A 24,101-nucleotide genomic window follows, 5' to 3' on the forward strand; every position below is an offset into this window, starting at 1 on the left:
TCTTATTGTCGGTTTCATTCAAATCATATATAGTAGTCACTCTATGAAATTAGTTCTCTTATTAGTGAATTACGTTGGTATCTTGGTATCGTACAGAAGAAAATTTTTAACAATAAAAACTAGTACCATTTCCTTCTAATAAATCCTATAAAATACTGTCATCTTAAACGCAAGTTAAAACGGCCTGAACATTGTCCAGACCGTCTCCCTAAACTCACAGCTTTCTCCAAAGTTTGTTCTTTCTTTAAGAAACTATTTTCGAACTCTCTTCCAAGTACTTGAATTATTTTAAAAAGTCATAACACAGTCCATTTAGGATAAAACATGGTTTGAAAAGTAACCCTAGAAAGTTCTATATGTTGTTTTTTATAGATTATAATTTTCAAAAGCGTTTTTTTAATTGTTTATTGTTTTTCAGAGTACCATAAATATCCGCAATAACCTAAATCATTTTCTTCTAAAAATTCAATAGCAGTTTCAAAATTTTTATGCTCTTTGTATTCTTTGTAAGAATTAAAGAAGTTAACAAATTTGTTATCTTCTAATAGATTGTATTTTTTTTCTATAACATGTATGTGATTAATATTAACATAATCCATTATTTCTACTGGTTCAATGGAATTAAGTAACTGTTTAAGAGTTACTTTATCATTAGCTGTAATTATATTTTCAACCTTATTTAAATCTTTTTTATACAAATGGAGAGAATCAGTAAAATGCCTCTGAAAACCTACTTTACAACCTATTTTTTCTGCAAGGTAACATTGAAACAAGAAAAACAAAATAACATTATAAGGGATGCCTAAAAAAAGGTCGTTAGAGCGATTAATTACTGTCATATCTAATTTTCCTTCTCGGATCTTTAGCATAACAGAAGTATTGCATGGAATGTCTCTTGAATCACTTCCCAAATCTTCAACACTCCACATTGATAATACCACTCTACGTGTCTCTCGGTTCTCTCTTAGTATTTGAATAGCTTGTTCAATTTGGTCCTGATTAAATTTTTTTCTCAACCTAAACCCGTAGGCTCCGTTTAATGTTAACCCATCATCCGAGTATTTATCATAATTACTTATATGTTCCTGTAAAATACTCAGATTATTATATCCCAGTATAAACCACGAAAATTCAACCAAAGCAAAAAAAGGATTAAAACTCCTTTTTTTCAATAATGGCATCCTAAACCGATCTTCATGTATTTCTATAAATGCTGGACCTAAGTCTTTTACTAACCCAATTCTTGACTCGCAAAATTTTTCATCACTACCTAATGCTTCAGAAAGTAGCTCAAAATATATTAAGGTAAAATTTGTACCACTTTTTGAAATCAAAATGTCACCCCATCATTTTTGATTAGAGTTTAATATGGAAACAGATATGACGTACTCATTAATAATTATCCATTTACCTTTTCCTTTATGGTTTTCATATGAAAATATAAAATCATATAGATTTTTATCATTTTTTGTAGAAGGATTTAATGTTATATGAAACATATTAATGAATTTCTTTGAAGTGTCTTTGGATATAATAGCTTTTATAATGGATTCTTTTGCAGACCACAACATAGTTTCAATAGTTTTTCTTTCCACGAAACCGTAATGTATTTTTATATTGTTATTAAACCACAGCACACTCTCATCGGATGTTAAGAAATAGTTGGAAAATGCAGAATGTCTGTCTTTTATTTTCTCAATATCACAACCGTGAACTATATAGTTACATGAAACAGTGGCCACACCAATATTATCTGTATGAGACATACTTAGATTTGGAGTTGATATTTGGAGTGGCCATTTTACATAAGGAATGCCATATTTAGTATTAAAAATAGTAATTAATTCGGGTCGTAATGGCAATTCATAATATTTTTCTAGCCAGTTAACGGCTGCTGCTTTAGCTGCAACTCTAGATGACAACCATTCCATTCGCTTTCTACGGTGTTTCATTGATTGCCATGAAACAGACTCTTCCGTTGTTAACCATTTAATTTTTTCTTCTGTAGCTTTGCAGGCATAACATATGATACCTAGATCTTTAAATTGTAATTGACTAATGTCGTTCAATTGCATTCTTCCAATCAGACAGATGTAAGAATCTAATATTAACTATGAGATTCGACTAATGTTCTCATTGCCTTTTTGCTACTATCTAATTCAGCATGAGTTGCTATACAAGTGACTTTGCCAACATTGAAACCCGTATTTTCAGAAATAAAAGTTAATAAACGCCCTAATCCTAGATAATTGCCGTATGCTTTGGTTACAAAATGCTGATTTCTATAAATGGATGTTAAATCAATTTTATCTTCTCTTATTTTAATGCTTATAAAGCTCATACAAGGGAATCCCATAGTTGTTATTTGATCTTTTTTAGGATCATATATAGACATTTCATACATTACACGAATTGTTCTACGGCTTTCCTTTGCTCTAATCAATTTTCTTATTGTTTTTTCGAGCTGATTAAAAAGGTCTCCACTTTCATAATTCCAAGCTACTAATCTACCAAAATAAGTTCCAGATTGGTTACTACTAACTTGTCTAATTCTTGGATAGAGATCATAAAAACGTTCATACAGTTTTTCTCTATTTCCCTCGCGGTATAAACCGATTGGAAATATTGTATTAGCAACAGTTTCTACCCTTTGTTGTGAATTATATACAAGAATAGTATCTAAATCATATTTTAATTGTTGTACTTCAGTTGTAGGATCCTCAATCTCCACTATTAGATTATATGACTCATTATTATTATTTAATAAAAATGAAATTGCCTTTAGCCAAGCGTCAGAAATATTATCACCTTTTATTAAATCATTCACCCTTTACACCCCTTTAGGCAATAACCCAGGCACCTGCTTGATATTTATTAAAATATTCATAAGATAAATAGCCATATCCTTGGTCGCCCCATTTTTGCCCCCAGCTATTTCTAATTAAGAAATAAGGTTTTTTATAATTATCAACACCGAAACCAACAATTGTTATAGCATGATAATTATTCTTGTATGTATCAAAGTTTGGAGGGTCTATGAAATTATGAGTATTGTTAGCATAATAAAATGTTTGCTGAGTATCGATAACAGTAATCACTACATTTTCACTATTTAATTCATTTTCAATTGCATTTTCATGACAACTTACACTTCTCCAGTTTGGAATTCTATTATTTCTTGCATTTCTAAAGAATTCTTTAGCTATCGGAGTGCATAATGGCAAAAGAATGGGGTCTTGGTAAGGCATTAATGCCTCATCCAACTGCCCTAGTTTTTCTAGGTTTATGAGAGCAAGATGTACAAAGGTGCCACTCGATTCATCATAATCTTTATCACGAATTTTACACATCCGAAACAGAAACTCTTCTGAATAGTCATGTGTGTTAGTTTTCTTGAACCCTTCATGGGCTGAAGTAACGGCGAAAGCCACACAAGTTGGTCTTTGACCTTGGCTTCGTACCGTAGACATCATAGGTCTAAAATCAATAGTAGGAACAAAAGTGCGACTCATAATCTAACTCCTAACCTATCAGTAACGATTCGGATACACCGTGTCGTTTTGATTGTACTTGTAAATTTAAAGTAAAGGTATCTATGACCTCATCTGGAATCCAAGGTTGTAACAATTTAATGTCTATTTTAGTATTAATTTCTTCTAGCAATCTTACTGTGAAAATTTTTTTCCCAGCGGAACCCACTAATTTATGATTTGAGTTATAAAAATTAGAAAGATATTCAACTCCCTCAGCGGGAGAACTTTCCCATATAAACCCTGTCGTTGGGTTTTCATCTAATTTTATTTTTAAAGTATCCCCAGTTTTAGGCGCTAACACGTTGCCCTTATCTTTTTTACTTATTTGCCAAACATCGTTCCACGAAGATTCTAATCCTTCATCGCCTAACTGCTTTTTAATCCTTATTGGTGGAATGGCCTGATTTCTTTTATAGTTTTCTCCCGAAATAAACTTTAAGGCCAAAAGCTGATTTAAAGTAGCAGAATAACTCGTACCCAGTCTCAGGCCAAGAGTATACACTTCTTCAGCAGTTATATCGTTTCGAGATAACTCTAATTTCTTCATTTGTTTAATTATTAATGGCCTTGGCAATAAAAAATGACTAGCAAAAACTTCTGCAATTTTCTCGTTATCATTCCTTTTATAATCAGATATCCTAAATAGTTCCTCTTCAGTATCTAGACTTATAGGATCTTTTCTTAAAAAATGACAATATTCATGTGCTGCCGAATAACGTTGTTTACTGATAGGCAAGTTTTCATTAATTAAAATTCCAGCAGGGATTCCCTCTTCCTTTTGTGCAGGTAAATATGCTCCAGCTAAAGAACCTAATGGTTGAAACATTAATACAATATTTTTGGACTCTATAATAGAAAAAATATCTATTGGATTATTTAGGTCCGTCTGTAACCTTTTATGCTCTCTACCAGCCTCAATAATAGCTGTCTCAAAGATTCGTTTCCAAGGATTTATCAATATTAACCCTCCCGGGTAGGGAAATTTCCGTTACCCACATTTTTTAAGAACTGAGCAAATTTAAGAACCTGCTGTCTATCAATTTCAGTTAAATCTTTTGCTGTCCTTGCAAGTATTTTAACTGTCTGCTCATCATTTTCTTCCTGTCCATAAAAATAACTTAACGGATATTTAAAAAGTCTTGCAAACTTCTCTAATTCCAAAACATCAACTTTTCTTTTTCCACTTTCTATAGCAGATATAGATGCTCTTGGCATTCCGACATAATTTGCCACTGTTTGTTGTGATAAACCTAGATATTCTCTAGTATCCCTTAAACGCATTGCTAATTGTAAAACCTTTTCCTTTTCCCGTTCCATTTCCTTCAACTCCAATCAAGTAATAAGATCTTGAATCAATAAACAAAAGGCGTTAAAAGAACGTTTTGCGATATCATGTATCATTTGCGGTTTTATCGTTATGCTGTATTCTTCTTCAAGTATGGGTATCATTTCAACAAAGTAGATTGAGTCAATTTCTATATCGTCGTATTCCTCTAACTCCATTAAAAGAGCATCAATATCTTCACCAAAGTATTCATCAAGTAAGCTCAAAACTTTTTGTGTGATAATTTCATTAACCACTGTGTTGCATCCTCCAAAAAACTATAAATTTTACAAAACGAATTTTTTAATTAGATCAATGACCTTTTTAGAAATTTCTTGCTGAGTAAGTGTGGCATCAATTACATGAACTCGTTTTTTATCTCTTTGTGCCGTGTATAAAAAACCTTCTCTTACTTTTTTTTGAAATTGTATTGTTTCTAGGTCAAATTGATCTATTTCTGTGTCCATTCTCTTACTTATTCTTCTTTGAGCTATCATAGGGTCAATATCTAAAAGAATCGTCAAATTAGGTTTTGTACCTTCTGTTGCTTCATGTGTCATTAAATCAATCAATTCAATGTTGATTCCCCTAGCGAAACCTTGATAAGCGCAAGTTCCATCTATACCTCTGTCACTTATTATTATCTTTCCTTCATTAAGACTAGGTTGAATAACATTTTTTACTGTTTCATGTCTATCAGCTTCAAACAACATAAATTCGGTAAACGGATTCAATTTGGGTTGACGTGGAGTCTTTACCATATTTCTTACATCTTGCCCAAAATTTGTTCCTCCGGGTTCCATAGTTTTTACCACAGGAATTTTTCTGTCGTTTAGCCAATTGTATAATATGTTTATCTGAGTAGTCTTTCCACTGCCACCTATACCTTCAAAAGTTACCCATTTTCCACTCAAATAAATTCATCTCCTTAAAAAACGAACATATTTTCTACTTTCATTTATGATACAGCATTTTGTGGAAATTTTAAACAAAAAAGTTAAAATTGTTTAAAAATCTTACAAAATTTAAAAAGACCTTTGTCAACGGTTAAAATGAATTGTCCTCTTTAAGTAGACACTCAAGAAAGCTCCAGATACTTTGGAGGAAAGAATGTACTAGGAGGGCATTTTTCTATAGCAAAAAAGGGGCAAACATTGAAGAACTACTCAGAAGAATTTAAACTCAATGCCAGGAATAATGCGAATGGTTAGAAAAGTTATAAAGTATTAGCGGAGGAGTTTACAATACGGAGTGTACCCAACTAAAGGTTTGGTTTAGGAAATGGAAAAACAGAAAATCTTTAATGAGTTAAAAGATGTTTCCATCATCTAAAAGGACGCCCAGGAACAAAATTAAAATCAAATGAAAAGGAAATAGATTATTTGAAGGCAAGGGGAATTATTTAAAAAATCTTTATCCAAATCTGATATAGGAGGAGAAGACATCCCTAGATGGCAGAAGCATGAACTGAATCGTGGGATAAGAAGTAAGTATCCCGTTTGCAACATTAGGAAATTTATTACATAAAACCTACAAGCTATTAAAAGTGGACGGAAATAAGTGAAAAGAAAGCGAAGTAGGAACAACTTATTCAGGAACACTTTATGGCAATCCATTTTATGAATCCCGAATTAGGCCGTCCAAATATCGGATAAATTAAAGGAAATGGGTTTTTTGATTAACCACAAAAGAGTCCCCAGTTGATGAAGGAATAGAGATACAATCAGTAATACAGAGGAAAGGAAAGGTCACGGACAAACCCCTTCTGTTATATGAAGAGTAAATTATCCAGGAATCTTTTCAATAATGAAATTGCAAGTTGTGGCCATTCAGTAGAATGACCTTGAACTAGTACTTAATTCTATATAAAAATGGACAAAGAAAAAAGACGTAGCTAGAACCATTCTCCATCGGATCAGGGATTCCAATATACGTCCAAGCTAAAATTAGAGGCAAAAGGGGCATTAGGTAGCTACTTTAGCAAAGGAAACTGCCTGGACAATGCCTGCAGTAGAATCATTCTTCTCACACCTCAAAACAGAGAAGTTGTGTATGAATCAGTGTAATTCAAAAGGGTACTAAGACAATCGATCGAGGAGTATATCAATCACTACAACTAAAAACGAAGACAAAGAAAATTAAAGAACGCGCCCCGATGGAATATCGACACGCGCTCGCTACATAGCTTTTTTCAGTTGTTTACTTGACAGGGGCAAGACCAGACATAGGTTTATCAATTATTTTACTTGAATTGAAAATTTTTAGCTTTTCGTCACTTTTAACATACAAAGGATGCTTTGGATGCCCTTCTTTGGTAAGAGAAAGGCAAAATAACTCAACTCTTTTTAAATATCCCAAAACTTGTTCATTTCTATTATTTATTGTACCTTTAGTCCCCCATGCAGCTACTGCCAAATCTGCTTTTTTTAATGCATCAAGTATGTAGAAATCGTTATTTTTTCCAACTGGGTCTTCACAAGACAATAACTCTTTAGGATCAGTTGCTCTATAGGCAAATAAATTTACAACCTCAAAAGAACCAAATCCCCAACGTTTAGCAAAACTTATGCACCGCCTTATTGTAGGATCATCTTCAAAATGATCAGCAGTACTTGGATTAAGCATTATAAAAACCATTCTTGGTAATTGACGATTCCAACCACGAAATAACGAATATCGATATCGCCCTGTCTCATCTAAAATAGCATCCATCTGAATTTCATCCAAATAATATTCCATTGACAATTGCATATTATCACCTACCACTTATTTATTATTTTATATAATAATTATGTGACAACAAAAGTTTATAATATCATTTACCCTTTTAACAAAATTTACTACAAACAAAGGGACTAATAATTTTTACAAAATCTTATATTATTACATGTATAAATTCTCTATATTAAAAATAGAGTTCTTGAAAAATTTAACTACTCGACGTAAATGAAAGTTACCAAATCTTCGCCATTAACTAAGGAGGATTAATAAATTTAATCTTCCTCTTGATAATAATAGTATTGAATTTTCAATATTAATATATCATTTAATCAGGAATGGAACAAAAAAATTATTTTCCAAACAAAGACAATAAGAAACAGTAATATACGATAGGGATGACTTTATATTATTTTCCAAATTTTAGATTTGTTGACTGCTTATCACCCTCTTTACCCATAAATACCAAAAATGATAGTATAATTAAAATACTTGTAATTTGTATTGTTCATCTGCTAGAAAATAATTGATCAACTTAGTTTTGATATTGTATGTTGCGGATCTATTAAACTTTTCATAAAGGATCAGGGAAAATTTCTTCAATGATTTTCTTTCAATATTATTTAAGTGGTCCCTCATACGATTTCTTACTGCCACAGTTTCCCCGATATAGACTGTTGTATCTTTATTCAGGAAATAAACTACAGGATAATCGGTATAATTAATATCCGTTAATCCTGTCTATTGATGACTGTCAAAAGGCATTGTTTTTATATCTACTTTACTCATATTTTATTCTATCTACTTAATGGATTAATGGTTTTAAAGTTAAAAAAGTAAAAGGAAAAGTAACTACAATTAGAATAGCTATAACAGCTAAAAATCGTGTTATTCTAGACTTACTATATCAATTATAGTCCTGGCTTGTCTCTGCAACTTTACCAACCTGTTTAAAGAATTCATTTTCCCTAAGCTCATACTGTATCTGCCCAACTCTTTTTCTAAAGTAATTCTCAAGCTCTTTATCAGTACAAAAGATAAAACAGCCCTTCTGCCCTCTCGTCATTAAAGTGCGATAAGTATTTCTGATTATCTCATCCGCTAACTTTAATGCTTCTTCAGGTTTTTCCTTCAACATTTTCTTTAGGCCTTTTAAAGATTGGTCGGTTTTTGCGCGATTTTCATGGTTAGTCGAAACTTCACCATTCCGATATATAAGGTCATCCCCGATTATTACACCAACATAGTCAAATTCAAGTCCCTGGCTGGTATGGATGCAACCTATTTCATTTACAGAACTCTCGTCAATTGCCCATGTAGCCGAGTTATCAAGGTTCCAACTCATCCCGAAGTTGAACTCAGGAATAACTATGTCATGGATATTTGAGTTTGACTTCCCTTCCTTAATCCAGTTCCAACAATAGCCTGCCACTAGGCGAGCTTTATTGGTACCTCTATTAAGCCTCTCAATTTCCCAACGGAGTTCATTAGGGTCAGAATAAATTCTAAAGTCATAACTTGTTCCAATATAATTGGAATTGGCAGTTTCTCTTATCTGTAATACATCATCAATCCAGCTAAGGTAGCCATCCGAGCCATTACATCTAAACTGAGATTCAAGTTTCATCACTGTTACTTTTGCATTCAACTCTTCAGCAAAATTCTTAATGGTTTCTACACTGCCAATATCTTTTAAAGTAACCCGTTGTCTCTCATCAATAAAATAAACTGCTACTTTTGATGCGTTCATTATTTCTTTTACCTGGTTCTCACCAAGATTACTGAAAAGACCAGACTTTTCATTAAGTCGATGTGCCTCATCAACTATTAACATATCGAATTCGTTTTCTGGTGCATTAATGTAATTTCCAGAACCAGTAAATAAATTATCAATATGCCCCTTACGAAAATTCTGTTTTAACTTTGTTGCGTAAATATTCCTGGGAGCAGAGTTCTTGGTAACATACTGAGCTACCAAACTGCGATTGGTTGCTTCTACTAAAAGGTTAATCGCCAAAACTGATTTTCCAGTTCCCGGCCCGCCTTCGACAATAAGAACCTGTTTTGTATTAGTTCGCAACGAGTCGTTTGTAAGCTGTAAAGCGGTTTCGTAAACTACCTTTTGATCATCAATCATTATAAATTCCTGATTCCCCTGCAGCATACTGTTAAGAGAATCTTGTAGGGACTTTGAAGGACGGATTCTGCCGTTTTCGATTTTATAAAGGTTTTCTTTATTATCGCCATATTTAATATATTTCTTAATAAAATCCCTTAACTTACCTGAATCGCCTTTTCGAAATACAGGTGCCTGTTCAACGTAATAATCATAGACAGAATCAGTTAGCGGATCGGTACTTCCCAAATTTATGTAATTATGCAAATAGGCACACGGGTAAAAGTGCATATCCTCATTTTGGGCATTTTCGTTGTAATCTTTTATTAACGCTGCATATGACCAAGCCTGATATGAAGGGTGAGTAGTCTCCCTTATCCCTCTATTAATCAACGTCTTAACAATGGCTTCCTTCCCAGTTACCTTTTCAACTGAATCCCACTGCTTCAACTCAACTATAACAATTGACTGTTTATCATCTTGATCTGAACCGCTTATAAGAAAATCAACACGTTTGGATGTATGAGGAATTCTAAACTCAATCGCCACACCTGCATCACTTGGGATTTCATTATCGCTTAGAACCCTGAACATGTATTGCATAGAGTTGTCCCAAGCGCGAACTTCCGCTTTATTAACCCGACCCATTTTAGATTCAAAATTATTGCATATATTTTCAACCAAGTGATCTTCAAATACATCTTTTAGAAACTCACTTTTTGTCGCTTCATAGACTATCATTGTATCACCTCTCCTGATTTCATTATAACTATAAATATCTATTATCTTCCATAATGAAACGAGATTATTAATTATTGTTATCCTTATATAAAAAACATATGGGGCTAACGTTCATCTTCAACACAGTTTGCCAGTATCTTGATGATGATAAACAAACTGACAGTGACCAATAGAGGGCCGAAAAAAATCCAGGGCGCTCTAATGAATTCATCAATGCCTGAACCAATCAAGCCTGCCCATTCACCAGATTTTGATAAATACTTCGGCATCGCCTCTTCTGGATGGGCAAGGTTCCTGGTTTTCTCCCGTCAATATAGTATTGAAAAACGCCAAGCTGGATGAGAAGCAGCATATTGATAGACAGTTGCTTCAGGAATACCACAATCAGCCTGTTTTTTAAAACAAAAAGAATTTGTTTCGTGCCAACTGCTTGCAACCAGGTGCTGGGAAGCTATGATAAATTCATTACTTAAAATATACCTAGATTCTTTTACCCCTCATACGATTAAGCCTATTGGATTCATGCAAAACTCATTATAAAGTTCTTTCAGGATGCAGAAATTACCACATGAACTACGGATGTTTGAAGGCAGGAGCATAGCTAACCAGGCAACCTGGTTGTAGATGCCAATATCCCAGGATCTTTAAAAGTAGCTGATGCCATGGTGGCACAGGGAGAAATTTTTAAAAAAACATAAAGGGTGATTGCTTACAGAAAAGCATCACCCCTTTTTACATTTAAACTTTTGGTCGGTTCGCCCTACCTCAGAAAGGTGTGATTTTACAGTTCCCTGCAAATAGCATAACGGGCGCAAAAATTACTTTATTGTGGATTCTATGGTGATATTTATATTTTCATTTTCATCCTTCTTTTTTCGATATGAATATAAAGCATATAACAGTATAAACCAAGCAGGTGTCAGCAATAATGCCGGCCTTGTTTCATCAGCAATCAGCATAATAATCAGGACTACAGCAAACAACGCTAGTACCGCGTAATTAATAAATGGCGTCAGTGGTGCTTTAAATTTTGATTTTGCATGTAATTCAGGACGTGTCTTCTTATATTTTAAATGAGAAAGCAGAATGACACTCCAGACCCAAATGAAACAAATTGCACTAATGGATGTCACAAGTCCAAAAGCCTGTTCCGGTAGGAGTTTACTCAAAAGAGCCCCTATTGATACGACAAGTGTAGATACCCATAACCCGTTGGCTGGTACATGATTTTTATTAAGTTTTGAAAAACTGGATGAGGCCTGGTTATTCTTGCTTAAGTTATATAGCATCCGGCTTGTTGAAAACATCCCGCTGTTGCCAGCAGAAGCGGCTGATGTTAATACGACAAAGTTAATAATACCTGCGGCAATTGGAATTCCGACTAAACTGAACGTTTTAACAAAAGGGCTTTCCGATGCATTAAGTTCCGTCCAAGGGTTAACGGAAAGAAGGATGATAAGTGCCCCAACGTAGAAAAAAAGAATTCTTAAAGGAATTTTATTAATGGCCGATGGTATGTTTTTTTCTGGGTTGGATGTTTCCGCTGCAGATACACCGACCAATTCCATTCCAACAAAGGCGAATACAACCAATTGGAATGAAAGCACGAAACCTGAAATACCGTTTGGAAATAATCCCCCATGTTCCCAAAGATTTTTAACTGTAACCGTCCCTGCATTTGTATCGAATCCCATCACCAGCAAGATAACTCCCATGCCAATTAAACCGAGAATTGTAATGACCTTTATTAAAGCAAACCAAAACTCCAATTCTCCAAATAGTTTCACAGTTAATAAATTCAGTCCTAATAAAATGATTAAACAGATGATTGCAGGCACCCATTGCGGGATATCAAACCAATAGCGCACATAGACACCGACGGCAATAATATCAGCCATGGCGGTCACAATCCAGCAAAACCAATATGTCCATCCGGTTACGAAGGCTGCCCTTGGTCCAAGATAATCCTGGGCAATGTCTGTAAACGATTGATAACCTGCTTTGGACAACAGCAGTTCCCCCAATGCCCTCATAACAAAAAACAGGGCAGTTCCTACGAGTAAATAGGCAAGGATGATGGAGGGGCCAGCCAGTTGGATCGCTTCACCTGAACCCAAGAATAATCCAGTACCAATGGTGCCGCCAATTGCAATGAGTTGAACATGCCGATTTGCTAGGTCTCTCTTTAATTCTTGTTGTGCCAATCCTAACTCCTCCTAGTACAATATGAAATTTAAAAAACCAATAAAAAAAGAGATTGGATGTCCTCCAATCTCTTAGTTAAAAGAATAAGAATAATTTTGTTATGACAATAAAAATTATCAATATAATAAATATTCTGTACTCTTCTGTCCTTTTGCCTGAGATTGTGAACCCTTCGGCGCCGCGAATTCCCGCGGTCTCTCCAGAAGCTGCTCCTGCCATAGTTTGATTCCATGACATTCATAGCTGCTTTTTATAAAATTTTTCAAATCTTCAATGTTATCTTTAAATAATTGTTAATTTTAGTAGGAGTCAAATGTTTTGTCAACTATTTAAAACAATTAAGTTGCTGTGGAAAAAGAATAAACATCAAAAGTCCGCGGACTAGTCTTGCCCCTGTCAAGGCAAACTAAAAAATTCGTGACAGGGATCCCCCTGCCCTATCCATCCTACAAGAAAATCTCCTCACCTACATTCATTTCCTTCGCCTTGTCGAAAACGCCCTTCGCCACCGCCAGGTCAAAATGGGCTGCCCCTACAGATTTGTAGATCGTGATATCCTTATAATTTCGTTCAACCTTATTCACGTGAAGTTCAGCTAATGTCCCAGAAAGCTGCTCAAATGACCATTTCCCTCTTTGGGCTGCATCTATGAATTCTCCAGCCTCCGCTTTCATCCCCTCATGATCATCAGCGTAAATCAACGCTGCTTGTTCAATTGCCCCTAATGGTATTTCACGCATTTCCGGTAAATAACTACCCACGCCGATAATATGTGTCCCGGCTTTTAAATAATGTGCATCAAACACTTCTTCAGTTGAACGGTTTGCACAACAAATGACATCAGACTGGGAGACGGCTTCGTTCCGGTCGACATCGGTATGAATCGCAGCGGTCACACCGGCCTCTTTGAGCTTTTCGCTGAATGTATATGTCTTATCGGTGGAGCGATTTATTAAATAGATGTCTTGAATCGGCAGCACGTTCACTATTCCCAGTACTTGCTCAAACGCCATTCCACCTGTACCAATGACGGTCAACACGTGACTGTCAGGCCTGGTGAGATGGCGTGCTGAAATTGCACTTAGTGCGCCAGTTCTCAATCGTGTCAGATAAGAAGCGGCCACTAAGCTTATATGTCTTCCTGTTTCGAGCTCTGTTAGTAAAATGGCTCCTTGTGTGGTCGGAAGCTCAGCTGAGCCGTTATCAGGAAGGATGGATACAATTTTGGCAGCTGCCATTTCCGCCCCATCCGAACTTGGCATATAGAGTACAGAACCGTTGCGTTCAGGGACATTCAGTACCGTCCGAGGAGCATATTCAGTTGCAAGCAGCAACGCTCCTCCCCATTCGCCGCCGATTGCAAACTAAAAAGGATAGACACGCATCATACATATGCTCTGTCTATCCTTTTACATTTAAAAAATTCGTAACTGGCACTACCTAATATATGTCGTAAAAATTCATTTAACAAGAAACGGAAAGTGACTGGCACCCTGTTTTTATGCAAACGTACTACTAAACATTCATCTTCCAGCTCGACACAGCAAGCCCGCTCGTGCTGTTCATATTCAGGCACAATTTTTCCGACAAGCCGCCAAAATGAACGGTCATGATTCATATGCACCATATGGCACATTTCATGGACGACCACATAATCAATCACCTCGATTGGTGCCATGGACAGCTTCCAATTGAATGTCAAATTCCTCATAGAATCACACGTTCCCCAGTTCGTCTTACTGTCCGTGATTCGAATCGAACGGGGCTTTGTTTTGAATTCGCTTTGATTAAATTTAACCCGTTTCTCGATCAAAACCTTGCACTGCTGATAGTAAAATCGCTTTAAAGCCTGTTTAATGTTCTTATCATTTTGTTCTTTCACGTATACGTGCAGCTTATCTCCCTCAAACACTGCATTGTCTATTTCAATATCCGTATCCTGGGAAATCAAAATCGGATAGGATTTGCCTAAATACAGAAATTGCCCACCCTGACCGTACTCTTTTTCCATGCTGCCTGCGGCCCGCTCTTTCATTTCCTTCGCCCTTTGCAGGATGAGGTCCCATCTGTCTTCTATTATTAGAAGCAGACTTGCATCAGAAGTCCCCTTTGGAGCCTGTACTTCAATATTTCCATACAGATCGATATAAATGCCAATCGTGGATCGTTTCTTATAAATCACATCAAACCGAATTGTTTCCCCCGAAAAAGTATGAAGCATGTCATCACCTGCATTTTAATCTATAAATACGCCCCAGCCATCAGCATGGCCGCCGTATGGCTTGCTTATTTTAACCAGCTTTTCCTGCACCTTTTTTAATTCGCTATGGTTAAGGAGCATTCTTTTCGAGCAGCTGCAAGCCCACTCATCTGTTTCATCATCCTGCTCCAGTAAGCCATGGAAGCCTGCTTCCTTTAACACGGGCAGAAGCTTTTCGCCGGTCTTCTGATCAGGTACCGCGATAAAAAACTCGACTGCCTGCGGCTTTTTAAAACTCACACCTTCATTGAACAAACTGCGCAATGCTTCACCATCCGCGTCGTTTGGAAATTTCATCATCCATTCCTCCATTTGTGTGCCTTCTATGTTGTCATTATCATGCACTTGCTAAATTTTGGCTAATCATTTAATTATGAATTTGTTGTGTTATAATGTAAATAACCTTTTAGCTTTAAACTTTTTTCTTTACCGGTTCCATGACCCTGCTCGTTCGTTGAGCAGGGTTTTTTATTGCACTTTTTTTGAAAATTAAAAAAACAGACTCTTTTGGAGTCTGTTTCGGTATGTTAGTCCAAAATTAAGCTTTTTGAACGTTTGCAGCTTGAGGTCCGCGTGCGCCTTGCTCAACGTCAAAAGTTACTTTTTGACCTTCGTCTAAAGATTTGAAGCCTTCAGATTGGATTGCGGAGAAATGTACGAATACGTCTTCTCCACCTTCGCGCTCGATGAATCCGAAGCCTTTTTCTGCGTTAAACCATTTCACTGTACCTTGTTCCATGTGTGTTGCCTCCTCGTGCTAATGCACATTGTTTGTTACTATCCCTGCCCAAAGTGATCATTAGAACGAAAAGTCGATCTTTACACCGGTCAAAAATAATTCTTCCTTATCATAACTTGGAACAGGAGAAATTGCAAGGGACCTTAGTAGGGCGACTTCCTCCTTAATCATGTATAAGTTTGAGTTGAACGGAGAACGTTGTAGATCAAGAGAAAATCAGGGCTTAATTTTTGTATACCTGCCTAAACATAGGATTTGCCCCATATCCTATCCATCCTACAAAAAAATCTCCTCCCCCATCTCCATTTCCTCCGCCTTCTCAAAAACCCCCTTCGCAACAGCCAAATCAAAATGAGCAGCCCCAACTGATTTAAAAATAGTAATATCATCATGTCCACGTTCGACCGGATTCACGTGAAGTTCAGCCAATGTACCAGAAAGCTGCTCAAAAGACCATTTCCCTCTTTGGGCTGCATCTATGAATTCTCCAGCCTCCGCTTTCATCCCCTCTTTATCATCAGCGTAAATCAACGCTGCTTGTTCGATAGCCCCTAACGGGATTTCACGCATTTCAGGTAAGTAACTTCCTACGCCGATGATATGTGTCCCTGCTTTTAAATAATGTGGATCAAACACTTCTTCAGTTGACCGAGTTGCACAACAAATAACATCAGACTGAGCGACGGCTTGGTTCCGGTCCACACCGATATGAATCGTAGCGGTCACACCAGCCTCTTTGAGCTTTTCGCTGAATGTATATGTCTTATCTTTGGAGCGATTTATTAAATAGATGTCTTGAATCGGCAGCACGTTCACTATTCCTAGTACTTGCTCAAAAGCCATTCCACCTGTACCAATGACGGTCAACACTTGACTGTCAGGCCTGGCGAGATGGCGTGCTGAAATTGCACTTAGTGCGCCAGTTCTCAATCGTGTCAGATAAGAAGCGGCCACTAAGCTTATATGTCTTCCTGTTTCGAGCTCTGTAAGTAAAATGGCTCCTTGTGTGGTTGGAACATCAGCTAAGCTGTTCTCAGGAAAAATCGATACAATTTTGGCAGCTGCCATTGTCGCGCCGTCCGAACTTGGCATATAGAGCACAGAGCCGTTGCGTTCAGGGACATTCAGTACCGTCCGATGAGGGTTTTCAACTCGTCCTTCATGAATAGCCACTAACATGGCTTCGACATCCCGAATGGCATCTTCCATCTTATAAATGGATTGAATCAGTTGTTCGTTTAGTATAAGCACAAAATCTCTCCTTTTTATGTAAAAACTCGGCCAAAACATCTGGCCGAGTGATTGTTAACCTGTAATCGCAGTTTGTTTTTGTTCAACACGGCTTTTCACTGCCCAAATGGCAATCAGTGAGACAACAGACGTAAATATAATGTAGAGTGCAACTGGTACGTAGGAATTGTCAAATGATGCGAGCAGCGCTGTGGCAACGAGAGGCGCTGTACCCCCAGCGACTGCTGCCCCAATTTGATAGCCTAGTGAGACACCAGTATACCGAACCTTGGCATCAAAGATTTCGGAGAACATCGTTCCAAGTACAGCCGTAATCGGAGCCCAAATAATCCCCAAGCCGATAATTGTCGCCAAAACCAACATGACTACACTGCCTTGATGAATCATCCAGAAATATGGGAAAGCGAACGCCATCATCGCAAATGTACCGACGATATACATTTTTTTACGGCCAACACGGTCAGATAAACTTCCCATGAAAGGAATAAGGATGGTCGTAATAACCGTTGAAACCATTACGGCGCCTAACACAGCGGAACGGCTAAATCCTAGATTGCTTGTCCCATACGAAACAATGAACGTACTGAAAATATAGAATGGAGCTGTCTCAACCACTTTCGCACCAATCGTAATCAGCACTTCTTTCCAGTAATAGCGAAGTGTCTCGACGATTGGCAGCTTTGGAATCTCACCTTTTTGCTGGACTTCCTTGAATTCCGGTGTCTCATCGATTCCTTTTCGGATCCATAAACCAAAGACTACGAGTAATGCACTGAAGATGAATGGTACGCGCCATCCCCACGTCATGAATTGTTGTTCGGGTAATAAGCTCATGATCCAAAGAGCGAGTGTACCCATCACCATTCCGATCGTTACACCCATTTGTGGAATGGAGCCGAAGAATCCTCTGCGTTCTGCTGGAGCATATTCAGTTGCAAGCAACAACGCTCCTCCCCATTCCCCGCCGATTCCAAGACCCTGGATTAGACGAAGTGTAATCAAAATGACCGGTGCAGCTACACCAATTGCTTGATATGTAGGCAGAATCCCCATAGCAAATGTTGCAGCACCCATTAAGCTTAATGTTAAAACGAGTGTTTTTTTCCGGCCGATTCGATCCCCGATATGACTAAAAATAATTCCTCCAAATGGTCGGATAAAAAACGAAAGTGCAAACGATGCATACGCAAGTAGCAATCCTACTGTTGGATCCTCGTTGACAAAGAATAACTGGTTAAATACAAGTGCGGCCATTGTTCCATATAAGAAATAGTCAAACCATTCAATGGAACTGCCAACAAGGCTGGCAATCAAAACACGCCAAGTCGTTTTTTTATCCAATTGTTGCATTTGCTCTTCTCCCCCTTTTAAAATTGAAGTGGCACTTCAATTAGATTTTAGACAATCGCTAATATTCTGTCAAATCTGATTACTTTGATACAATACAAGGAGAAATATGGTAATAGAAAGGTGGGATACTATGATTGGTGTGCGGCTTAAAGAAATTCGAAAAGAGAAAAAAATGACGTTGAAAGAACTTGCAGAAGGGGCCGGTGTTTCCATTAGTTTTTTATCACAAGTCGAACGTGGAAAGTCCAGTGTCACATTAGAGTCACTCCGAAAAATCTCTGAAGTCCTAGGCGTCAATCCCAGTATTTTTTTCTCAAGTAACAACGAGCGCATGAGTGAACCTTCATTTCATTATCAAGACCTGACACAACAAGTCCCGAATCCAGACTTTCATCCAATACTCGTCACACTCCCAGCAAAGCAAAGTGACGGACAACCCTTTTCACACAGCGGGCATGAATTCATATATGTACTAGAAGGAACCCTAACACTCCAAATAGAAACAAAGATGATAGAACTGCAACAAGGAGACTCCTGGTTTTTTTCAGCCAGCGAAACACATTACTGGTACAACCATACAGATCAAACAATCCGATTTTTAGTCGTATCTTCTAGATAAGATGGTTTAGTGGACACTATTTAACTGGCATCACCCAAACTTTCTCGAATGGTTTGATTTATTTATCCATCCAATGCTCATGAATGGCATATAAATCACCTCAATTAGTAAATCCATTTTTCTATTTTTTTCAATTATTTCAGAAAACTTGTCTTTGTACAATAAGGTAAAGCCTATTGCTTTTGTAAAGCAATATTGGAAAACAAAAAAATGAAGGACTGCTTAGCAGCCCTTCAACATGTAAATTTTTTTACCTTTTTTTTTACGACTTTAAAATATCCCTGCAATATAAACCTTATGGGTTGATTATATATCCGGTTACTTTCATTTGTGTTTATAATGTGTTGAAGTTGTATGGTACTGAACTTTAATAGTCATGCAAAACCCTCCAAAGTGAAGATTTGGAGGGTTTTGGCTTGTACCTACAATACATTTAAATGATGGACTTATTAATCCTTCATACTGAAAGAAGGTTTTTTGCACAACTTCCAACCTCATTAAGTGAGTGGCTGGCTCCTCTTTTTCAGTATCTTATCAGACCTTTATCAGATATTTATCCAATTCACGTACTTGATCATATGCCTTTACTAGATTTTCAGGTACAAGTGTTCTTCCAAACTTCCAGGAATCCTCTTCGATTTCTGCTAAAAGCTCTACCTTTTCATCTTCTCCACCATAAATGAGAATTCTTAAAACTTGTGGATTTTTCCTAAACGCCAAATAATAACCGAGCTCACGATATAGAATAATTTTCACAAAGTTTTCATCTGTCTCTTTAATTTTAAAATTTATTTTAGCGTTATATCCGTTAATTTGTATGTAGTTAAACTTAATCGTATTGGACGATGCGTTATAACTTATTGGTGCGGTGAGTTTATTACTGAATTCAACATTTATATTTAGTCTGTGTTCTTGTAATGTTTCATAAATTATCTTCTCGATATCCCATATATAAAGCATTTTTCTTTTCCCTTCCTAAACGTTAATTTGGCTCAATAAAATAGCTGAGTCTAATTTGTATTAACTTTATAATATACCCACAGTAGTAACAAGAGCCATATATCATATTTGTTATTTAACTAATTCAGTTGCTAAATTTTTGAGAAAACCATGAATCACAGCAAAATAAAAGGACTAACGGGCGCACCCATTTAGTCCTCTAAAAATATTATTCTGTTTTTAATCGATTGACTTATGCGGGTTACCCTTTCGGTACTATCTCAACTTCCGCTGGCATTGCCCACTTCTTCTTTAGATAAAGCTTGTTTAAACTGTTCAATCAGGATTGGAACGATCTCAAATGCATCACCGACGATGCCATAATGGCAGTTCTGGAAAATGGGTGCTTCTTTGTCCTTATTAATAGCAATGATTAGACCGGAATTTTTCATTCCGACAACATGTTGAATTGCCCCAGAAATACCAATCGCAAAATAAATTTTCGGTGTGACCGTTACCCCAGTCTGACCCACTTGATGGGGGTGGCCGATCCAGCCAGCTTCAACCACGTCCCTGCTCGCACCAACTGCTCCTCCAAGGGTTTCAGCCAAGTGGTGAATCAACTGGAATCCCTCGAAGCTGCCCATTCCTTTTCCGCCGGCAACAATGATGTCTGCCTCGTCTATTCTGACTTTCTTTACGGTTTCCTTTACTATTTCCAAGACTTTCGTTCGGACATCTTCTTCCCTCAGGGAAATTGTTTCCTCAACTACCTTTCCTGTTCTCCCAGGCTCCGGCTCGAGGGCCTTCATGACTTTGGCTCGTACTGTCGCCATTTGCGGCCTGTATTTTTTACACAGGATGGTGGCCATGATATTTCCGCCAAAAGCGGGCCTGCTCGCCAATAGTAGTCCTGTCTCTTCTTCAACATCAAGTTCGGTCGTATCGGCCGTCAGCCCTGTCGGCAAATCAGTCGCAACCGCGCTGGCCAGGTCTTTCCCGGTTGAAGTTGCCCCAAACAGGATAATTTCCGGTTTGTGTTTAGCGGCGCAGTCGAGCAGCGCCTTCATGTAGGTTTCCGTCCGGTAATGCTTAAATATCGGCTGGTCATATACATACACGATATCGGCCCCATATTCAAACGTGTCCTGCGCTAAATGCTTCACATTTTCCCCAACCAAAAAACCGGCCAATTCCACTCCCCGTTTGTCCGCCAGCTTCCTTCCGGCACCAAGAAGTTCAAGGGAAACTTGTGCAACCTGTCCGTCATTTTCTTCAATGAACACCCATACGCCTTTATAGTCCTGAAAATCCAATTAGACTTCCTCCTTTGCCGCGAACAGTTCCTTTTTTTCAAGCAGGAGAGAGAGTATTTGCTCTGCTTGTGACACTGGGCTTCCCTCAAGGAATGTTCCACCGGCCGGTTTCGGCGGCGCCCACACTTTTGATACGATTGTTGGTGATCCTTTCAATCCAAGCTGTTTAATATCCACCCCTTCCAGGTCATCAACAGACCAGACATGGGGTTTGTATCTGGCAGCTTTTATCACGTTGGGAAGCGGGGAATACGGTACTTCATTGATCGTTTTTTCAACTGAAAACAAACACGGCAAAGCGGACCGGACGACTTCATATCCGTCCTCCAGTTTGCGATGGACAATGGCATATCCCTCTTCCTGATTAATCTCCACGACTTTGTTCACAGAGGTCAGAGGCGGGATATCAAGCCTTCTTGCGATGCCCGGTCCGACTTGTCCGGTATCTCCATCGATAGACATTTTCCCGCAAATGACCAAGTCGACTGGTTTATCTTTAGCGATTTTTTCAAGCGCCTTTGCCAACGCATAGCTTGTTGCCAATGTATCTGCGCCTGCAAATCGCCGGTCTGTGATTAAATACCCCTCATCAGCGCCTATTTCAATGCACTTTTTAATCGCATTGACCGCTGGAGGAGGCCCCATCGTTAAAACGGACACAGTCCCTCCATACCTCTTTTTCAGCCGAACCGCCTCTTCCACTGCATGTTCATCATACGGATTCAATATTGCAGGCGCCGTCCTGCGGTCCATCGTATTTGTTTTCGGATTCATCTTGATGATTTTGGTGTCAGGCACTTGCTTAATGCAAGCTACAATATGCATAAAACCCCTCCCTCTTTTTCAATAAAAGCATATCCATCCGTTTACTTTTACTATATTAAGAGACAGGCTCATACATTCTATTTCTCCTACAAACACGTTGGTAAGTGTTCAAAATGAGGTATATAAAAAAACCCCCTTATCGATGAATTAACGGGGCTAGGTTTGGCTTATATATTTGCTTGAGAAAATCGGGATGGGGCACAAAGGCTATGTGACGCTGCCGGGAGATACCGAAGAGTTAAAGTTGTATGCCATTAAACTTAGCGGGATAACAAAACACTCCAAGACACCGAAACTTGGGGTGTTTATTAATTGAGCCGTTCAATTTCAGGTCGTCGCAGAAGGCGCGATGACTCCTCGGTAATACCCGCATTTCCTTCGTGCGTGGGCAAATTCAATGATGCCTTCATTGTCCTGCATGCCTCGCGGAAAGCGAAGCGCATAAAGCGAAAATCAACATACTTGGTACAGGCTAAAATAAAAAGGATAGACAAGCAGCATCCTGGATGCTCTGTCTATCCTTTTTTATTATCGTCTTGTTTCATCCCAGCCGATGGTATATGGACGTTCTTCACCAACGGTGACTTTGATAAGCGACCAGCCCTCTTCGAGATAGTGGTTTAATTCATCCTTATGAATGTGTTTTCGTTTGGTAATGTTATGGCAGTTGTTCTGCTCATCCAGCATCGTTCATACTCCTTCATGTTGGTGATTGATACTAGTTTGGCCTGATGAACAACAATCATTCAAATAAAAAAAGGGCACTCAAACGAGTGACCCATGTAAATAATTTTTTTACTATCAAGCCTTCCTCTCCGCTACCAAAACCGGCTCCTGGACTTTTGTTCTCCTTACCATGATGGAATAACATAGGAAAGCCAAAACGCTAGCGCCAAAAATGACCGCGGCCATCGGAACTCCTGTGTAGGCTCCGCCAATCCCTACAAGCGGGGCTGACAGGGAGCCCATGACGAAAGGCAGTACCCCCAATAAGGCTGAAGCGCTGCCCGCCATATGTCCCTGTGATTGAATGGCCAAGGTGAAGGACGTCGTTCCAATCATACTGATGGAAGTTAAGAAAAAGAAAACTGGGATCGCGACCCCGATAAGAGGGGCATTTAATAAAAGTGCAATCAATAACCAAAGACCTGAAACATTCGCAAGGCTCAGACCTATTTGCAGGAAAGTCCGTTCTGAAATGGTGTCTGTCATCCGGCCAACCAACTGGCTTCCAATGATTAAAGCCAACCCATTGACGCCAAATAGAAGACTAAATTGTTGTGGGCTCACTCCGTAAACATTCTGATAGACAAACGGAATACCAGAAACATAGGCAAAAATACCAGCAGTGATAAATCCTGAAGTTAAGGAGTAACCCATGAACTCTTTATTTTTAAACAATGTCCTGAAATTCCCCAATACATAAGGCAAATTGCTTGGGACCCGCTTTTCAGTTGGCAATGTCTCTTTTAGCTTAAAAGAAACAGTAAAAATTAAAATGGCCCCAATACATGCTAGTGCAACAAAAACCCAATGCCAATCATTAAAAGCAAGGATTGCTCCTCCTGCAATTGGGGCAATGATTGGTCCGAGGTTCCCTACTAACACCATTAAAGTGAAGAACTTAGTCAGTTCCTTACCACTATAAAGGTCCCTTACGATTGCCCTTGATATGACAATTCCGCCTGATGCTGCGAATCCCTGCATAAATCGGGCGGCAATAAGGAAATAAATATTTGGTGAAAATGAGCAGGCCAGGGAAGCCAGGATGTATAAACCAAGGAAAAACAATAAAGGCTTCCTGCGCCCCTTTACATCGCTTAATGGGCCAATGACCAATTGCCCTAAGCCAAGACCTAGTAGGCAGGATGTCAAACTGATCTGAACGAGTGAAGCTGTCGTATCAAAATCCTTTACAATGGTCGGAAAGGACGGTAAATACGTATCGATTGTAAATGGCCCTAAAATCCCAAGTGATCCTAAAAGGATAGCAAGTTGCAGCCGTTTCTTTCCAACGGAAGTATTCAGTTTGCTCTCCCCTTTCTATAAGAAGAAATCTATTCTTTTAAGGCACTAAATTTTCGAGTATCGAAATAGAATATCGTTCATTATACCTTGAACCAAACCTATTGGTAAACAATTAAATACGTGTCGTTGGAACGACT

At 38.1% G+C, this 24,101-nt stretch carries 24 protein-coding genes, 1 pseudogene and 1 riboswitch; of the genes and pseudogenes, 1 reads left to right on the plus strand and 24 read right to left on the minus strand.

The features are described 5' to 3' along the window. Positions 1 to 404: 404 nt before the first annotated feature. From AM500_RS18360 to AM500_RS18440, 19 genes and pseudogenes are all read right to left on the minus strand, one after another. On the minus strand, positions 405 to 1,334 hold the full coding sequence (locus tag AM500_RS18360; RefSeq protein ID WP_053600515.1) for a thymidylate synthase: 930 nt from the start codon (positions 1,332 to 1,334) through the stop codon (positions 405 to 407). Between the two features lie 12 nt (positions 1,335 to 1,346). Beyond that, positions 1,347 to 2,069 (minus strand): 4'-phosphopantetheinyl transferase family protein, encoded by a 723-nt coding sequence (locus AM500_RS18365; RefSeq protein WP_053600516.1) that lies wholly within the window; start codon positions 2,067 to 2,069, stop codon positions 1,347 to 1,349. 38 nt (positions 2,070 to 2,107) lie between these two features. Then, positions 2,108 to 2,827, minus strand: coding sequence for a thymidylate synthase (locus AM500_RS18370; protein ID WP_053600517.1), 720 nt, complete (start codon positions 2,825 to 2,827; stop codon positions 2,108 to 2,110). Positions 2,828 to 2,840: 13 nt separating this feature from the next. Next, on the minus strand, positions 2,841 to 3,512 hold the full coding sequence (locus tag AM500_RS18375) for a C1 family peptidase (RefSeq protein WP_053600518.1): 672 nt from the start codon (positions 3,510 to 3,512) through the stop codon (positions 2,841 to 2,843). A gap of 10 nt (positions 3,513 to 3,522) precedes the next feature. Then, on the minus strand, positions 3,523 to 4,491 hold the full coding sequence (locus AM500_RS18380) for a protease inhibitor I42 family protein (RefSeq protein ID WP_053600519.1): 969 nt from the start codon (positions 4,489 to 4,491) through the stop codon (positions 3,523 to 3,525). Positions 4,492 to 4,493: 2 nt separating this feature from the next. Further along, positions 4,494 to 4,850, minus strand: a complete 357-nt coding sequence (locus tag AM500_RS18385) for a helix-turn-helix domain-containing protein (RefSeq protein ID WP_053600520.1) — start codon at positions 4,848 to 4,850, stop codon at positions 4,494 to 4,496. 15 nt (positions 4,851 to 4,865) lie between these two features. Further along, a complete protein-coding gene (locus AM500_RS18390) occupies positions 4,866 to 5,114 on the minus strand; it encodes an acyl carrier protein (protein WP_053600521.1) in 249 nt (82 codons plus the stop codon). A 30-nt stretch (positions 5,115 to 5,144) separates the two neighbouring features. Next, positions 5,145 to 5,771, minus strand: coding sequence for a dTMP kinase (tmk, locus tag AM500_RS18395; protein ID WP_053600522.1), 627 nt, complete (start codon positions 5,769 to 5,771; stop codon positions 5,145 to 5,147). Positions 5,772 to 7,056: 1,285 nt separating this feature from the next. After that, positions 7,057 to 7,608, minus strand: a complete 552-nt coding sequence (locus AM500_RS18400; RefSeq protein ID WP_082347286.1) for a DUF1643 domain-containing protein — start codon at positions 7,606 to 7,608, stop codon at positions 7,057 to 7,059. 450 nt (positions 7,609 to 8,058) lie between these two features. Next, positions 8,059 to 8,301: a GIY-YIG nuclease family protein gene (locus AM500_RS26155; protein ID WP_156319944.1), complete on the minus strand. Its 243-nt coding sequence runs from the start codon at positions 8,299 to 8,301 to the stop codon at positions 8,059 to 8,061. A 181-nt stretch (positions 8,302 to 8,482) separates the two neighbouring features. Beyond that, entirely contained in the window at positions 8,483 to 10,432 is a 1,950-nt protein-coding gene (locus AM500_RS18405) for a DUF2075 domain-containing protein (protein ID WP_053600523.1), read from the minus strand. Between the two features lie 104 nt (positions 10,433 to 10,536). Continuing rightward, positions 10,537 to 10,701 (minus strand): hypothetical protein, encoded by a 165-nt coding sequence (locus tag AM500_RS25600; protein ID WP_156319851.1) that lies wholly within the window; start codon positions 10,699 to 10,701, stop codon positions 10,537 to 10,539. A gap of 549 nt (positions 10,702 to 11,250) precedes the next feature. Further along, complete coding sequence (locus tag AM500_RS18410; protein WP_053600524.1) at positions 11,251 to 12,636, minus strand: amino acid permease; 1,386 nt, start codon at positions 12,634 to 12,636, stop codon at positions 11,251 to 11,253. Between the two features lie 134 nt (positions 12,637 to 12,770). Beyond that, positions 12,771 to 12,850: riboswitch (glycine riboswitch) on the minus strand. A gap of 233 nt (positions 12,851 to 13,083) precedes the next feature. Then, positions 13,084 to 13,971 (minus strand): ornithine cyclodeaminase family protein, encoded by an 888-nt coding sequence (locus AM500_RS18415; RefSeq protein WP_053600525.1) that lies wholly within the window; start codon positions 13,969 to 13,971, stop codon positions 13,084 to 13,086. A gap of 181 nt (positions 13,972 to 14,152) precedes the next feature. Then, positions 14,153 to 14,858, minus strand: a pseudogene (locus AM500_RS18420) (M48 family metallopeptidase). A gap of 15 nt (positions 14,859 to 14,873) precedes the next feature. Further along, positions 14,874 to 15,197, minus strand: coding sequence for a ribonuclease E inhibitor RraB (locus AM500_RS18425; protein WP_231688036.1), 324 nt, complete (start codon positions 15,195 to 15,197; stop codon positions 14,874 to 14,876). Between the two features lie 238 nt (positions 15,198 to 15,435). Next, positions 15,436 to 15,636 carry a cold-shock protein gene (locus AM500_RS18430; RefSeq protein WP_026694123.1) on the minus strand — a complete coding sequence of 67 codons (201 nt, stop codon included), beginning with the start codon at positions 15,634 to 15,636 and terminating at the stop codon, positions 15,436 to 15,438. Between the two features lie 276 nt (positions 15,637 to 15,912). Continuing rightward, positions 15,913 to 16,887, minus strand: coding sequence for an ornithine cyclodeaminase family protein (locus tag AM500_RS18435; protein WP_053600527.1), 975 nt, complete (start codon positions 16,885 to 16,887; stop codon positions 15,913 to 15,915). A 54-nt stretch (positions 16,888 to 16,941) separates the two neighbouring features. Beyond that, positions 16,942 to 18,228, minus strand: a complete 1,287-nt coding sequence (locus tag AM500_RS18440; RefSeq protein ID WP_053601790.1) for an MFS transporter — start codon at positions 18,226 to 18,228, stop codon at positions 16,942 to 16,944. A gap of 139 nt (positions 18,229 to 18,367) precedes the next feature. Between AM500_RS18440 and AM500_RS18445 the strand changes: the two genes are divergently transcribed. Then, entirely contained in the window at positions 18,368 to 18,856 is a 489-nt protein-coding gene (locus AM500_RS18445; protein WP_053600528.1) for a helix-turn-helix domain-containing protein, read from the plus strand. 534 nt (positions 18,857 to 19,390) lie between these two features. Here the strand turns inward: AM500_RS18445 and AM500_RS18450 are convergent. The 5 genes from AM500_RS18450 to AM500_RS18465 form a co-directional block, all read right to left on the minus strand. Beyond that, positions 19,391 to 19,816, minus strand: coding sequence for a hypothetical protein (locus AM500_RS18450; protein ID WP_043932515.1), 426 nt, complete (start codon positions 19,814 to 19,816; stop codon positions 19,391 to 19,393). Between the two features lie 260 nt (positions 19,817 to 20,076). After that, complete coding sequence (locus AM500_RS18455) at positions 20,077 to 21,111, minus strand: electron transfer flavoprotein subunit alpha/FixB family protein (protein ID WP_053600529.1); 1,035 nt, start codon at positions 21,109 to 21,111, stop codon at positions 20,077 to 20,079. Further along, entirely contained in the window at positions 21,112 to 21,936 is an 825-nt protein-coding gene (locus AM500_RS18460; protein ID WP_053600530.1) for an electron transfer flavoprotein subunit beta/FixA family protein, read from the minus strand. Between the two features lie 528 nt (positions 21,937 to 22,464). Beyond that, complete coding sequence (locus AM500_RS25605; RefSeq protein WP_155922253.1) at positions 22,465 to 22,623, minus strand: hypothetical protein; 159 nt, start codon at positions 22,621 to 22,623, stop codon at positions 22,465 to 22,467. 114 nt (positions 22,624 to 22,737) lie between these two features. Next, positions 22,738 to 23,964 carry a Bcr/CflA family multidrug efflux MFS transporter gene (locus tag AM500_RS18465; RefSeq protein WP_053600531.1) on the minus strand — a complete coding sequence of 409 codons (1,227 nt, stop codon included), beginning with the start codon at positions 23,962 to 23,964 and terminating at the stop codon, positions 22,738 to 22,740. Positions 23,965 to 24,101 lie beyond the last annotated feature (137 nt).

Source organism: Bacillus sp. FJAT-18017 (assembly GCF_001278805.1).
Taxonomy (GTDB): Bacteria; Bacillota; Bacilli; order Bacillales; family Cytobacillaceae; genus Bacillus_D.